Origin of the sequence: Nonomuraea sp. NPDC052116 (assembly GCF_040680035.1) — a bacterium.
GTDB lineage: Bacteria > Actinomycetota > Actinomycetes > Streptosporangiales > Streptosporangiaceae > Nonomuraea > Nonomuraea angiospora_A.
This window is the reverse complement of sequence record NZ_JBFAWA010000039.1, coordinates 21,177-34,325: the sequence shown is the minus strand read 5'-3', so window position 1 is coordinate 34,325 and position 13,149 is coordinate 21,177. Positions and strand designations below refer to the sequence as shown.

The 13,149-nt window shown below is 68.9% G+C and carries 13 protein-coding genes; 8 read left to right on the top strand and 5 right to left on the bottom strand.

What is annotated here, in order from left to right; genetic code table 11:
- Positions 1 to 5: 5 nt before the first annotated feature.
- The 3 genes from AB0L65_RS49905 to AB0L65_RS49895 all read right to left on the bottom strand — a co-directional run bounded on the left by AB0L65_RS49905 (position 6) and on the right by AB0L65_RS49895 (position 4,069).
- Positions 6 to 1,142 carry an ABC transporter substrate-binding protein gene (locus AB0L65_RS49905; protein ID WP_364261793.1) on the bottom strand — a complete coding sequence of 379 codons (1,137 nt, stop codon included), beginning with the start codon at positions 1,140 to 1,142 and terminating at the stop codon, positions 6 to 8.
- Positions 1,143 to 1,285: 143 nt separating this feature from the next.
- Positions 1,286 to 2,953, bottom strand: a complete 1,668-nt coding sequence (locus AB0L65_RS49900) for a hypothetical protein (protein WP_364261790.1) — start codon at positions 2,951 to 2,953, stop codon at positions 1,286 to 1,288.
- Between the two features lie 99 nt (positions 2,954 to 3,052).
- Positions 3,053 to 4,069, bottom strand: a complete 1,017-nt coding sequence (locus AB0L65_RS49895) for a LacI family DNA-binding transcriptional regulator (RefSeq protein WP_364261787.1) — start codon at positions 4,067 to 4,069, stop codon at positions 3,053 to 3,055.
- A 122-nt stretch (positions 4,070 to 4,191) separates the two neighbouring features.
- On the opposite strand from AB0L65_RS49895, the gene AB0L65_RS49890 reads away from it, so the two are divergent.
- The 3 genes from AB0L65_RS49890 to AB0L65_RS49880 all read left to right on the top strand — a co-directional run bounded on the left by AB0L65_RS49890 (position 4,192) and on the right by AB0L65_RS49880 (position 6,387).
- Positions 4,192 to 5,322, top strand: a complete 1,131-nt coding sequence (locus AB0L65_RS49890) for a mandelate racemase/muconate lactonizing enzyme family protein (protein WP_364261784.1) — start codon at positions 4,192 to 4,194, stop codon at positions 5,320 to 5,322.
- A gap of 10 nt (positions 5,323 to 5,332) precedes the next feature.
- Complete coding sequence (locus AB0L65_RS49885) at positions 5,333 to 5,557, top strand: hypothetical protein (RefSeq protein ID WP_364261782.1); 225 nt, start codon at positions 5,333 to 5,335, stop codon at positions 5,555 to 5,557.
- A 185-nt stretch (positions 5,558 to 5,742) separates the two neighbouring features.
- Entirely contained in the window at positions 5,743 to 6,387 is a 645-nt protein-coding gene (locus AB0L65_RS49880; RefSeq protein ID WP_364261780.1) for a hypothetical protein, read from the top strand.
- A gap of 294 nt (positions 6,388 to 6,681) precedes the next feature.
- On the opposite strand, the gene AB0L65_RS49875 is transcribed toward AB0L65_RS49880, so the two are convergent.
- Positions 6,682 to 7,191 (bottom strand): signal peptidase II, encoded by a 510-nt coding sequence (locus AB0L65_RS49875; protein WP_364261777.1) that lies wholly within the window; start codon positions 7,189 to 7,191, stop codon positions 6,682 to 6,684.
- 359 nt (positions 7,192 to 7,550) lie between these two features.
- On the opposite strand from AB0L65_RS49875, the gene AB0L65_RS49870 reads away from it, so the two are divergent.
- Complete coding sequence (locus AB0L65_RS49870; RefSeq protein ID WP_364261774.1) at positions 7,551 to 7,733, top strand: Tn3 family transposase; 183 nt, start codon at positions 7,551 to 7,553, stop codon at positions 7,731 to 7,733.
- Positions 7,734 to 8,357: 624 nt separating this feature from the next.
- On the opposite strand, the gene AB0L65_RS49865 is transcribed toward AB0L65_RS49870, so the two are convergent.
- The gene (locus AB0L65_RS49865; protein WP_364261771.1) at positions 8,358 to 8,900 is read right to left on the bottom strand and encodes a methyltransferase domain-containing protein; all 543 of its coding nucleotides are present in this window, start codon (positions 8,898 to 8,900) and stop codon (positions 8,358 to 8,360) included.
- 424 nt (positions 8,901 to 9,324) lie between these two features.
- Here AB0L65_RS49865 and AB0L65_RS49860 point away from each other — a divergent pair, with 424 nt between their 5' ends.
- The 4 genes from AB0L65_RS49860 to AB0L65_RS49845 are packed head-to-tail and all read left to right on the top strand — an operon-like array spanning position 9,325 to position 13,112.
- A complete protein-coding gene (locus AB0L65_RS49860; protein WP_364261768.1) occupies positions 9,325 to 9,984 on the top strand; it encodes a glycosyltransferase family 2 protein in 660 nt (219 codons plus the stop codon).
- Position 9,985: 1 nt separating this feature from the next.
- Complete coding sequence (locus tag AB0L65_RS49855) at positions 9,986 to 10,636, top strand: TIGR04282 family arsenosugar biosynthesis glycosyltransferase (protein ID WP_364261765.1); 651 nt, start codon at positions 9,986 to 9,988, stop codon at positions 10,634 to 10,636.
- Complete coding sequence (locus tag AB0L65_RS49850; protein ID WP_364261762.1) at positions 10,636 to 11,649, top strand: NAD-dependent epimerase/dehydratase family protein; 1,014 nt, start codon at positions 10,636 to 10,638, stop codon at positions 11,647 to 11,649. Before AB0L65_RS49855 ends, AB0L65_RS49850 begins: the two co-directional genes overlap by 1 nt.
- The gene (locus AB0L65_RS49845) at positions 11,646 to 13,112 is read left to right on the top strand and encodes a glycosyltransferase 87 family protein (protein ID WP_364261759.1); all 1,467 of its coding nucleotides are present in this window, start codon (positions 11,646 to 11,648) and stop codon (positions 13,110 to 13,112) included. The genes AB0L65_RS49850 and AB0L65_RS49845 overlap by 4 nt, the downstream gene beginning before the upstream one ends.
- Positions 13,113 to 13,149 lie beyond the last annotated feature (37 nt).

Here is a 13,149-nt window from a genome sequence, read left to right as displayed (position 1 = left end):
AGCTGCTACTGGTTTGCGATGATCTTGGCGAGTCTGTCCTGGAGGGCGGTCAGTGCCTGGTCGGAGGGCTTCTGGCCGCTGAGGGCGGCGGTGATCTCCTCCTGGATGGCCGCCGTGGCGTCACCGTACCGGACGACCGCCGGTCGCGGCGCGGCGTTGAGCAGCCCCTCCTTGAGCATCGGCAGGAACCCGAACTTCTCCACCAGCTCCGGGTCGTCGTACATCGCCGCGTAAGCGGGCGACTGCGACGACTCGAGCATCAGGTGTCTGGCGGTCTCCTCGCTCGTCATGAACGTGATGAAGTCCAGCGCGGACTTCTTGTTCTTGGCGAACTTGCTGATGGCCAGGTTGTTGGCGCCGATCGTGCCCTTGCCGAGCCCGTTGAGTCCGGGGATGGGGGAGACGCCGAACTTACCGGCGACCTTGCTGGAGCCGTCCTCCTTGTTGGCCAGCGTGTACTGGTAGGACCAGTTGCGGTGGAACAGCAGCTTGCCCGCCTGGAAGGCGCGGCGGCCCGCCTCCTCGTCCCAGGTGATGGACTCCTTGGGCATGTAGCCCTTCTTGAAGCCCTCGACGAGGAAGTCCAGGCCCTGCTTGGCCTCCGGGGTGGTCAAGGTCGGCTTGCCGTCGGCGCCGACGACCGAGCCGCCTGCCGAGTTGACGGCCTCGGAGATGTTGACGGTCAGCCCCTCGTACTTGTTGAACTGGCCGCCGTAGCAGTCCATGCCCTTGGCCTCGGGCATCTTCAGCACCTTGTCGCAGGCGGCCATGAGCTCGGCCCAGGTCTTGGGCTGCTCGAGCCCCGCCTTCTTCAGCAGGTCGGTACGCGAGTAGAGCAGGCCGGTGCCGCCGCCCCAGGGGGCTGTGTACAGCTTGCCGAAGTACGTGCCGCCTTCCACCAGCGACGGGATGATCTTGTCCGTCGGGAACTCCCCGAGAGGCAGCTCGTCGACCCAGCCGTTGGCGGCGAACTCCGCGGTCCACACGACGTCGAGGGAGACGACGGTGAAGGCGTCCGACTTGGTCTGGGCGTTCTGGATGAGCTGCTGGCGCTGCTGGTCGGCCTGCGGAGGCAGCTCGACGAGCGTGGCCTTCTCGGTGGGGTGCGAGGCGTTCCACTTGTCGATCAGACCCTGCAGCACGCCGCTGGAGTCCTTGCCGTTGGCGAAGGTGATCGGGCCGCGGCCCTCGTCGGCGGCAGGCTTGGCCGCCTGTGAAGGATCAGCGGAACCACAGGCGCTTACGATGATCGTTGCGGCAGCAAGGACCGCCGCGCAACGGAGTTTCACTGCACTACCTCCAGGAGGGCGGGATCGGCCAGCCGACGGCCGCGTGGATCGTGAACGGAGAGCTGGTAGGTGCCAGGGGTGTCGAGTGCGACGAGGGCGTCGAAGCGGGTCTGCCTGCCGGTGCCCACGCCGAGCGGCATGGTCATGGCCACGTCACCTGAGGCGTCGATGACGCGGAGCAGGACCGGGCCGGTGACCTTGAGCCCGGCGGTCACGTCCACGTTGCGCGTGGCCTTGACCTTGGGGTGGGAAACCCGGACGGCCGGCCTGCCGACGCTGAGCCAGGCGGTCGTGGTCTGGATCGTGTGCCCGTCGCCGGTGTAGAGGACGGCCTGTGCGAGCTGGGTCGTCCCCCACGCGGGCGGGGTGAAGGTGAGCGGGAAAGAGGTGCCGGAGGCGACTCGGACGCCTTCGAGGTAGAGCTCGACCCGCTCGACATGCGAAGGAAGCCGGTCCACGGAAGCGGTCCCGTCGCCGAGCATCAGCCGTGGTGCGCGCTCCGTGGGTGAGGCGCCGGTGAGCTCGGCCAGCTCGAGGTAGGTGCGCGTGGGCTTGGCGGGATATTCCAGGAGTGTCCAGCCGCGCCATTCGTCCTCCGGACGCGTTTCGGACCAGACGAACCATGACAGGCCCGAAACGTAGGGACGCTGGGCTGCCAGCTCCATCGCCCGACGCAGGTAGAACGCGCGCCGATCGTCCGGCACCAGGCCCATCCACGTCCGTATCGAGGAATAGGAGAACTCGCCCAGGTAGATCTGCTTGTCGGCGTCGCCTTGCCGTACCATCTCCGAATACAGCCGGTCGATGCCGAGGAAGTTGTCGTCGAACTCGCCGCCGGCGGCGTTCTCACGTACCTTGCCCGGGTCGTGGTCGTCGGGGTGACGGTCGTCGGTGTACGGGTGAGCGCCCATGAGGTCGAAGAAGTGGCGGCTCTTCAGCGCGTCCGGATATTTCCGGACCGCGGCGTACACCTCGCGCACGAACCCGGGGTCCGTCCGCGTGGTCCCACCGAAGATCACCTTGGCTCGCGGGTCGGCGGCCTTGACCGACAGATAGCCGGAGCGCAGCAGCTTGGCGTAGTCCGCAGGGTCCTCGACGGGCTTGTAGAAGTCGCGCCAGTTCTCCTCGTTCCAGATCTCGTAGCTCTCGACCTTGCCGCGATAACGACTCGCCAGCGTGGTCACGAACGTCTCGAACTCGGCTAACTCCTCCGGCGTCCTGGTCGGCGGGTACCAGATCCGCTCTCCGGGGTTCTCCACCGTGTCCACCAGGTCCGGGTGCACCCAGTCGGGCGTGGAGTTGATGTGCACAGCGGTGGAGATGCCGCGCCTGACCGCCTTGGCGAAGTACGCGTCCAGCTTCGACCAGTCGCATTCATCCCGCTTCTGGCAAATCCCGGTCCACGACGCGACGATCTGGGCCCGGCGCACCCCGGCCTCGGCCATCTTGTCGAGCGAGGCATCCAGGTTGTCCGCCGAGGGCTGGACGAAAGCGACGGCCAGCTCCCGCATCCGCTGCGGCGAAACTGCCTGGTCACGGGCCGGCACGGGCATGCCGACCCCGGTTCTGTTCTGGTAGGGCACATCGACTGCCTGGGCCGGTACGGCTTGTCCAAGCACGGCGGCTGCGGTGAGCGCGATCGGCAGAAGTGCTCTCTTTCGCACCTGCCAGCTCCTTCCTCTTACAAGGCCCCCGAGCGTTTTTCTGCACGCCGGCATCGCCGCAGGTCGCAGACCAGCGGATACCGGAGATGTGGGTCGTGGTTAGTCCAGGGTGGGCAGCGGCCTGGTCGGCCAGGTGATCCTTTCCGTGGCGGGGCCCGTCGAGTCACGGACCATGAGCTGGGTGTCCACCTCGACAGGGCCGCCCTCGCCCTTGTCGCCGGAGTGGAGCATGCCGATGAGCAGATCGACCGCGATCGACCCGATCTCCTCGACCGGTATCCGTACCGTGGTCAGCGCCGGCCTGGCCACCATGGCCAGGTAGGTGTCGTCCACGCCGACCACGCTGATGTCGCCGGGCACGGACAGCCCGCGGTTGGCGAGCTGGAGCAGCAGCCCGACCGCGGTCATGTCGTTGTTGGCGATGGCCGCGGTGACGCCGTGCGCGACGACCATGTCGGCGGCCTGCACGCCGCCCTCGATGGACTGTGCGAACGGGCCCAGCTCGACCAGCTCCATGCTGAGCGCCTTGCAGGCCCGCTGCACCGCGGCGCGGCGGTGCTGGTTCGACCAGACCGTGCGCGGCGCGTTGACGTAGGCGCACCTGGTGTGCCCGAGGGCGTACAGGTGCTCGACGGCCTGCCGCATGCCGTCCTCGCTCGAGGCGACGACCGTCGGCACGCCGGGCGCGCCCCGGTTGACCAGCACGGTCGGCACCCGGGTGGCCACGTCGGCCAGCGTGTCGGCCGGCAGCCGCGATGACCAGAAGATGAGACCGTCTACCTGTTTGGACATCATCGCCACAGCCTCGGCCTCCTCGCCGGGGTGCGCGTCGCTGTCGGCCAGGTAGACGCCGTAGTTGCGAGATCTCGCCCGCCGCTGCACCGCCTTGATCATGGGCGGGAAGAACGGGTTGACGATGTCCGGCACGATCAGGCCGATCGAGCCGGTCCTGCTGGAGCGCGGCGTCGGATCCGGCGCATAGCCGAGGCGCTCGGCCACCTCCAGGACACGGGCCCGCGTCACCGCGTTGACCCGGTCCGGGGTGCCGAACACACGCGACACGGTCGCCTTGGACACGCCGGCCTCTGCCGCCACGTCCGCGAGGGTCACCGCCATGCTGCCTCCCACAACGTTTGCGCTAGAGACTGCACCCGCCACGGTGACAAGTCAATACATCTCGGAAACTCTTGGCAAAGTTGCTGCAACACGACAGAATCACCTCCAACGGAGGAGGCCTTTTGAAGATCGTTGACGTTTCGCTGTACGCCGTCCCCGACCGCGGGCAGAACATGCTCCTCGTCGTGGTGGACACCGATGCGGGCATCTCCGGCGTGGGCGAGGTGGGAGTGCGCGTCTCGCCCGAGGTCAGCGGGGCCGTACTCGATCGCCTGCGCGAGGTGCTGGTGGGCCAGGACGCCGACCGCATCGAGCACCTGTGGCAGACGATGGCGCGCGGCGACTTCTTCCCGGCAGACCGGTCGACCACGTGCGTGATCTCCGCGATCGACATCGCGCTGTGGGACCTGCTGGGCAAGGCGCACGACGCTCCGCTCTACCGGCTCATCGGCGGACGGGTGCGCGATCACGTGACGTGTTACACCCATGTGCACCCGGAGGGGTTCGACACCCAGGCGGTGATCGACAGCTGCCACCGGCTGGTCGAGGAGGGCTGGCGCTACCTGCGGCTCGTGGTGCCGACCTCGGGCGATGTCCTGGAGCCGCGCGAGGCCATGCGGGTGGCGATCGCCCAGTTCCATGCCGTACGGCAGGCGGTCGGCGACGACATCGAGCTCATCATCGACGCCCACACCCGGCTCGACCTGCCCGAGGCGGTCACCCTGTGCCGGGAGATCGAGCCGGCCCGGCCGTACTTCGTGGAAGATCCGCTGCGCTGCGAGAACCTGGACGCCTATCGCATGCTGCGGCTGCGCACCGGAGTGCCGCTCGCGGCGGGGGAACAGCTCAGCTCCAAGTGGGAGTTCCGCGCGCTGATCGAGGACGAGCTCATCGACTACGCCCGCCTCGACCTGGGCATCGTCGGCGGCATCACGGAAGCACGCAAGATCGCCGGGCTGGCCGAGACACACCACATCAAGATCGCCACGCACAACCCGCTGGGGCCCGTCTCCTCGGCCGCTGCCCTGCACTTCAACCTGACCTGCCCGAACTTCGGCGTGCAGGAGATGCCGCCGGGGCCGGTTCCGGCCGGTTTCGGCTTCGCTCCCGTACCGGTGGACGGCGTGCTCGTCGCCGACGAGCGGCCCGGACTGGGCCTGGACGTCGATCTGACGCTGCTGGCGGGCCAGGCGCCGGCCACCGGACGCACCCCCCGGGTGAACCGGCGCGACGGCGCCTTCACGAACTGGTGAGGTCAGCCGCATGTTCGCTCTGATCCCGGCGGAGAACGGAGTCCGGGCGCCCGACCCGCGTGACGCGCTGGAGGTGATCAAGCGCGCACGGGCCAAGCTCGGCGCGGACGCCCTGCTGGGCGCCGATACCGTGCTCACACGGGCGCTTCCTGGCCACTCCGTCGGTGCGCTCACCGGCTGGACACCAGCCGCCTCCTGTGCCCGCGCCAGGAGCCCCCGCGCCGCCGTTGGCTGACTGTCGCGCGTGACGGCCGTCCACCGGGGAGAAGGGCCGAGGAGTTCGTCGCGGCGCAAGCTCGCGACGGGGCTGCCGCCAGTGCTGCTCGACGAGCTATCGTGTCCGCATCCATCGGGCGAACCGGGGTTGCCCAGCCGGACAGATGGTTGCATCTCCGGCGATCGCGGCTAACCTCCCGTTCCATGATGTACGGCCCGCAACAGCCGCAGTTCAACACTTCCGACAACCCCTCCGCCTTCGCACCGCCTCCCGTGGTGATCGACGTGGGCGGTGATGCCAAGGTGAAGGCGTTGATCGGCGGCTCCGTGGCGGGGCTCATCGGGCTCGTCTCGATCTTCGCCTCGTTCACCGGGCACGCGCCGGGCTCGCGCACCGCGGTCATGGAGCTGACCTTCGGGCTGATCTTCCTGTTCATCGGGCTGCTGCCGGTTCTCGCCTGGCGCAAGATCAGCCGGCCGCGCCGGCTCGTCTTCGACGGCTTCGGCGTGCGCTGGGACGACCCCCGGGGCACGCCGTGGGCGGCCCCATGGAACGAACTGTCCGGGGTGAGCATCTCGCGTACGCAGCCGCGCCGGGTCAAGCCGACCGACTACCTGATCCGCCGGACGAAGGTCCGCATCGACCTCTTCCCCGCCGATCCGGGCTTCCGCGCGCGCCATCCGGACATGGAGCACCTGTGGGAGTTCCACACGGTCCAGAACGGCTACCGGCTCCCGCTGGGCTCGAACCCCAAGTACATCCCGGTCATCGAGCACGCCATGCGGCGGTACCGCCCGGCCATCTACCTGGGCATCCGCGACGAGGGCTCCATGGCGGGCCTGGCCTGACGTCCTTCGACAGTCGCTCAACCGAAGTCTGGGAAAACCGTCTCCTCGCCCGGCAGGTGGATGCCGAACCGGTGGTCGCCCTCGGCACCAGCGTCAGCGTGACCAGCCCCAGCCGTCACCCAGAGACGACGACCTTTCACGGGCACCGAGGGTGTCCGGGCCAGGTCCTTGAGCCGGCAGCGGGCCCCGGCCAGGCCAAAGCGGCACGTTCACGGCATACGGGGAGCCTCGCCGATCATGAGGCAGGTTCCTGGCATCGCTTGCTGTCACCTGCCGATGGTCCTGCTCCAGAAGCTAGGCGGACTCTTCGCCCGGCACTTTGGCGAGCGGCACACCACGCAGGCTGATCAGTACCATCGCAACGCACCCGCAGGTGAGTGCGATGTCGGCGACGTTACCCACGAACGGGCCGTAGTCGATGAAGTCCACGACATGCCCGCGGGCGAAGCCGGGCTCGCGGAAGAGCCGATCGCCCAGGTGAGACACCGCCCCGCCGAGCAGCATGCCCAGCACGAGCGCCCAGCCGGGGGAGGCCAGCCGACGCGCGGTGTAGAGAATGCCGACCACTGCGGCTGCCGCTGCAAGGGCGAACACCCATGTCGCGCCGGTGCCCAGGGAGAACGCGGCGCCGGGGTTGTACAGCAGCCGGAAGTGAATCAGAGGGGGGATCACGGCGACGCGCTCACCGTCGGACAGCGTGGAGACCGCCCAGAGCTTGGTGAGCTGGTCCACGACAAGGACCACCGCGGCCAGCATGAGCATCATGCCGTACAGCCGCCTCGAACCCCGCTCCAACCGCATCATTCATGGCCTCCGTGCTGTCCAACCAATACTTCCCTGAGACTACTGGGGCGCCCAATGAGGCACCCATGCGCACGCTTCATGATCGGTGAGGCATGCCTCGCGTCGCATGAGACCGAACAGCACCGAAGTGATGGCGATCGGTCGGCGTGAGCAGGCGACAGCCCTTGACAGCGTCCATATGAAACAGCGACCTGGTCTATGGCATGTTCGCCACGTGCGGCTACCGGTTCGCGCGGACATCTCCGACACCCAGCTGTGGTGGATCGACACAGCGATGCCGGAAGGTGGGCTGACCATCGGGCCGCGCCTTCAACAGCCTGGGACTGGGCTGCGTCTCGATCCCTACGATTGTCCTGCATGTGGAGGACTACCGCAGGATGATCGGCGCGCAGCTGAACGTCGGCGAGTCCCGCCACACCCTGGCCCGGCGGAGATTCGTCGGCGACCTCGGCCGGCTGGTGCGCGGCTACGAACGCGGGATGGAGGACCGGGCGGGCGCGCTCGGGCTCGGGATCCGGGTTCTACCCGTTCAACCGCCCTGAACTGGGCGGCGGGTTGCGCGAACCACGCGATCCGACCACCGCCGATGAGGCGGGATGATCATCGTGAGCAAGCTCCGCGAAGACCTGGGTCTGGCGGGCGGTGGGGCCGGCGCGTGCCCAGTTCACATGAGAGCGACACGAGCCGGCCGCCGGCGGCACCTTCGTTTGGAGGCCGAAATATACGTGCTCGAACACGATCCGCGATGTGTGGTGGTGATCGAGTGCGTAGCCGGCAGCCTTTCCCGCAGTTGAGAATGTCACGCGTCCCGTCTGATGACGAGTCGGTTCTCTTGGTGTCGCTCAGCGTCGCGGGGTGCTGTTTCTATCGCTGTGGCGGAATTCTCCCCGCCGTCGTGTCGGGAAGTGATGGTGGATGCTGCGCCGTACCGCGTGCACGCGAGCAACCACGCGTTCTTGACCATTGGCTGAGCCATTTGTCCCCGTCTCAGGAGGGTGGCGTGTGGCCGGCCTTCTCGAGTTTCCGTCGATCTCGGATACGGTACACGGGCTGCTTGAGGTGTATGGACGCAATTCCTGGAAGGAGCAGAGTCCGCCAGGTCATTGGTGGCAGCGCGCCCGATGGGCGGACCCAGGACCCACGGGTTATGGTCGCGGCCGGGTGAGTCATGAGAGGGACGCGAACCATCGCCCCGCCGCGTTCCAGTGCTCGACGGTGGGGAACCCGGATCGCCCGGCAAGGGGGGCGATATCGTCGATCGCGACGGTCGCCCAGGTGAACCAGTCGCCCGTGCGCCCGGCCTGGCGCAGCCGTACGGTGTGGACCCCGCTCTGTACACCCGGCGGCGAGAGTTCGGCGATCACCGTTCCTCCTGACCTGACCAGTTCGCGCAGGCGCCGGAGGAGGGCTGCGGGGTCGCCGCCGATGCCGATGTTGCCGTCGACCAGGAGCGCCTCGGCCCACCGCCCGGTTCCTGGAAGGGGTTCGAAGACGCACCTGCGCAGCGCCAGGCCGCCGGCGCGGCGGGTCAGCTCCACGGCCAGGGGTGTGATGTCGATGCCCAGGGCGGGAACCCCCATCCGGGTAAGCGCCACGGTCAGTCTTCCGGGTCCCGAACCGACATCGAGAGTGGGTCCGCAGCATCGGGCCAGAATGTGTTCGTCGCCCTCGTTGTACCGGAGCCAGCGCTCGGCGGAGAGTGGCCGCATTCGGCCGTCGGCATATTCAACGTATACGTTTCTGCCTTTGAGACCTTCTTCGTAGAAAGCGCCGATCACGCGGCTCTTCCATTGTGGCGGAAGCTGGGAAAGAGGGCTGCCGGAATGCTCACGCGACTGCTTGTGATCATGCAGGCTCATTACCCCGGCAGGTCGGTGACGATCCTTACGAAGCTGTTAAGGACGGGGAGCCGCGACCGCCTGGCAAAACCGCGCCCATCACGCCCTCGGCGAACTGTCAAAATATGGTAGAGCAGGACAAGTCGCACGCTCTGCCGGGGACGCGGGGGCCAGTGGCCCAAACCACGGGTTCGGCCATGAAGCCGTATTTCCGCGGACTCGAACTGGTCATTTCTCGGAACGACGTCATCCTTTCGTAAGAGAAGGGGCGCTGTTGCCGCGTTAGCGTCGGCCCATGGAGATCGACGTGGTTCTGCCCTGCCTGAATGAGGAGGCGGCCCTGCCGTGGGTGCTCGGGCGGATGCCGCCCGGCTTCCGCCCGATCGTGGTCGACAACGGTTCGACCGACGGATCCGCGAGGGTCGCGGCGGAGTTCGGCGCGATGGTGGTGGCTGAGCCCCGGCCCGGATTCGGGGCCGCGTGCCACGCGGGGCTGACGGCCGCGACGGCGGACGTGGTGTGCTTCATGGACGCTGACGCGTCCCTCGATCCCAGGCAGTTGCCGCGCGTCACGGGGCCGGTCCGGGCGGAAGAGGCCGATCTGGTCCTCGGTCGCCGCGTCCTTGGACCGGGCGCCTCCTGGCCGGTGCACGCCCGGCTCGGCAACGCCGTGCTGGCTCGCGAGCTGCGCCGCCGTACCGGTGCCGACCTGCACGACCTGGGGCCGATGCGGGCGTGCGGACGTGCCGCCCTGATGGCCTTGGAGCTGGCGGACCGGCGGTTCGGCTACCCCCTGGAGATGGTGCTGCGCGCCGGTGCGGCCGGCTGGCGGATCGCCGAGGTCGAGGTGGACTATCTGGCCCGTACGGGGAGGTCGAAGGTGACCGGTACGGTGCGCGGTACGCTCCGGACCATCGGTGACATGCGCCGGGTCATGGCCGACAGGGCGGTATGACGTGAGTTCGCACCATATCGACGGCGCGCAACTTCTCGTGATCGCCAAGGAGCCCGTACCGGGAAAGGTGAAGACCCGCCTGACCCCGCCCTGCACTCCGCGCGAGGCCGCGGCACTGGCCGGCGCCGCGCTGGAGGACACGTTGCGGACGGTCGCCCGGGTTCCGGTGGCCCGCCGCGTGATAGCTCTCGACGGGGCTCCCGGGGCGTGGCTGCCCGCCGGGTTCACGGTCGTTCCGCAGCGCGGCGACGGCCTGGACGAACGGCTCGCCGCCGCCTTCGACGACGCCCACCGGCTGTCGCCCGCCCCGATCGTGCTCATCGGCATGGATACCCCGCAGGTGTCCGTCGGCCTGCTGGCTGAAGCCGTGTCGTTGCTCGGCGCCCACGACGCGGTGTTCGGCCCCGCGACGGACGGTGGGTTCTGGCTTCTCGGGCTGCGCGCCCCCGACCCCGATCTGCTGCTCGGTGTGCCGATGTCCGAGCCGACCACAGGAGAGATCCAGCTGAACAGACTGATTGAGGCCGGAATGAGCGTCGCCCGCCTGCCTTGCCTGACCGATGTGGACACCATGGAGGACGCGGTGGAGGTGGCGGCGCTGGCTCCCCACTCCCGATTCGCCGCCGCGCTCGCCGGAACGGCGGTGTTGTGATGACTCCTTCTCGCGAGGCGAAAGTGCTGGTCACCGGCGCGGCCGGGTTCATCGGGAGCCATGTGACGGAGGCGCTGGAAGCGGCCGGACACGAGGTGGTTCGCCTCGACCTCAGGACCGGCGACGACGTGCGCGACGCCGCCACGCTCGACCGGTTGATGGCGGGGGTCGACGTCGTCGTGCACCAGGCGGCCAAGGTCGGGCTCGGCGTGAATGTGGCCGACCTGCCGGACTACGCCTCGGTCAACGTGTACGGCACGGCCGTGCTGCTCGCCGCGATGGCCCGGCAAGAGGTCGGGCGGCTGGTGCTGGCCTCCTCGATGGTGGTCTACGGCGAGGGCGCCTACGACTGTCCGAGGCACGGCCGCGTACGGCCAGCGCCGCGTTCCGCCGCCGCCTTGGCACGCGGGCTCTTCGAACCTCGTTGCCCTCGGTGCGACTCGGAGGTGGTCCACGCCACCATCGAGGAGGACGCGCCGGCGGATCCCCGCAACGCGTACGCCACCAGCAAGCTGGCGCAGGAGCATCTGGCCGCCAACTGGGCGCGCGAGACCGGCGGCACGGCCGTCGCGTTGCGGTACCACAACGTGTACGGGCCCAGGATGCCCCGGGACACGCCGTACTCCGGGGTGGCGGCGATCTTCCGGTCCGCACTGGAGGCCGGTCGAGCACCCAGGGTGTTCGAGGACGGCGGGCAGTTGCGGGATTTCGTCCACGTCCGCGATGTCGCTCGTGCGAACGTCGCCGCGCTCTCCGGCGGCCGACCGGGCCTGCTGGCCGCGTACAACATCGCCAGCGGGGAGCCGCACAGTGTCGGTGACATGGCCGTGGCGCTGGCCACGCACCATGGCGGGCCGGAGCCGGTGACGACGGGGGAGTACCGGCTGGGCGACGTCCGCCACATCGTGGCCGCTCCGCACAAGGCGGGTGCGGAGCTCGGCTTCCACTCCCGGATCGGGTTCGACGAGGGGATGAAGGAGTTCGCCACCGCACCCCTGGCTTGCCCGGCGTGACCTGCCGCGCGGCGGGAACGGCCGTCCTGCTGGTCGCCCTTGTCGGCACGCTCGCGCCGGCGATCGGCGGGGACGTCGTTCCCGTCGATCGCCACGGGCTGTTCTGGCCGTACGCGCTCGCGTGGGCGTTCTTCTGCGCGGCGACGTGGGCTGTGCGCGGGCTGCCGACGCGCCAGGCGATGTGCCTGGTGATCGTCGGAGGGATCGCCGTGACCGCCACCGGCCTCCTCGCTCCGCCCACCACCAGCACCGACTCCTACCGCTACGCCTGGGACGGACGGGTGCAGGCCGCCGGCGTCTCGCCCTACGATCACGCCCCGGCCGAGGCGGCGCTGGCGCCGCTGCGCGACCTCTGGCTCTTCCCCCGCGGCGCCGGCTGCGAAGGGTCCGATCGTTACCCGATCCACTCCGGAGACTCGGTCACGTCGTGCACGCGGATCAACCGCCCCGGCGTGCACACGATCTATCCGCCTCTCGCGGAGGCGTACTTCCTCCTGGTACACGGACTCTCGCCCGAAGGGGCACGGCACAAACCGCTGCAGATCGGCGGTGCGCTCCTGGCGTTCGCGACCTCAGCAGTGCTGCTGATCACGCTCAGCCGCCGAGCCGGCACCCGGGCCAAGGCTCCGGCGTACACCGCCTGCTACGCGTGGTGTCCCGCCGTCCCGCTCGAACTGGTGAACAACGCCCACGTCGACGCGCTCGGCGTCCTGCTCGCCGTCATCGCCCTGACCACGGTGAACAGGCACAGGGTCCTCGGCGGCGCGCTGCTCGGCGCGGCGACCGCCGCCAAGTTGCTGCCCGCCGTCACCGTACCCGGAGCGCTCTCCGGGGTCCTCGCGACAGGCGGAAGGACGCCGGCGCGCCGGATGCTCGACACCCTGGCCGTCCTCGGCCCCGCCGCTCTCGTCGTGGCGCTCGCCTATCTGCCGTACGTGCTCGCCTCGCGCGGATCGGTACTCGGATACTTCTTCGGTTACTTGACCGAGGAGGGTTACGACGACGCCGGCAGCAGGGACCGGTACGCGTTGCTGAGACTGGTCCTCCCTGACTCGTGGGCGTTCCCCGCGGCCCTCGTCATTCTCGGGATCGCGATCTTCCACGTGCTCCGCCACGGTGACGCGGACCGGCCGTGGCAGGGCGCCCTGCTGGTGGCCGGGGTGGCGTTCCTCGTGTTCACGCCCGGCTATTCCTGGTACGCCGTACTGGTCGTCGCGCTGGTCGCCCTCGACGGCCGGTGGGAGTGGCTCGGCGTCCCGCTGGCGAGCGGCGCGGCGTACATGGGCACTGGCTCCGGGACCATCGCCTACGCTCTCGCCGCGCTGGCTGTGGCCGCCGGGCTTGTCGCACGCGCGATCCGTCCCTCAACCGGCAGCGCGTACGACGCCCCGAGATGGCGAAGAGCGGCCGGACATTGCCGAATGGGTGCCGGGGCGTGGCTTTGGAAAGACCGTTTCCGGTAAGGAGACCGAACAGCCGACATTGGATTTCGGGGGGATC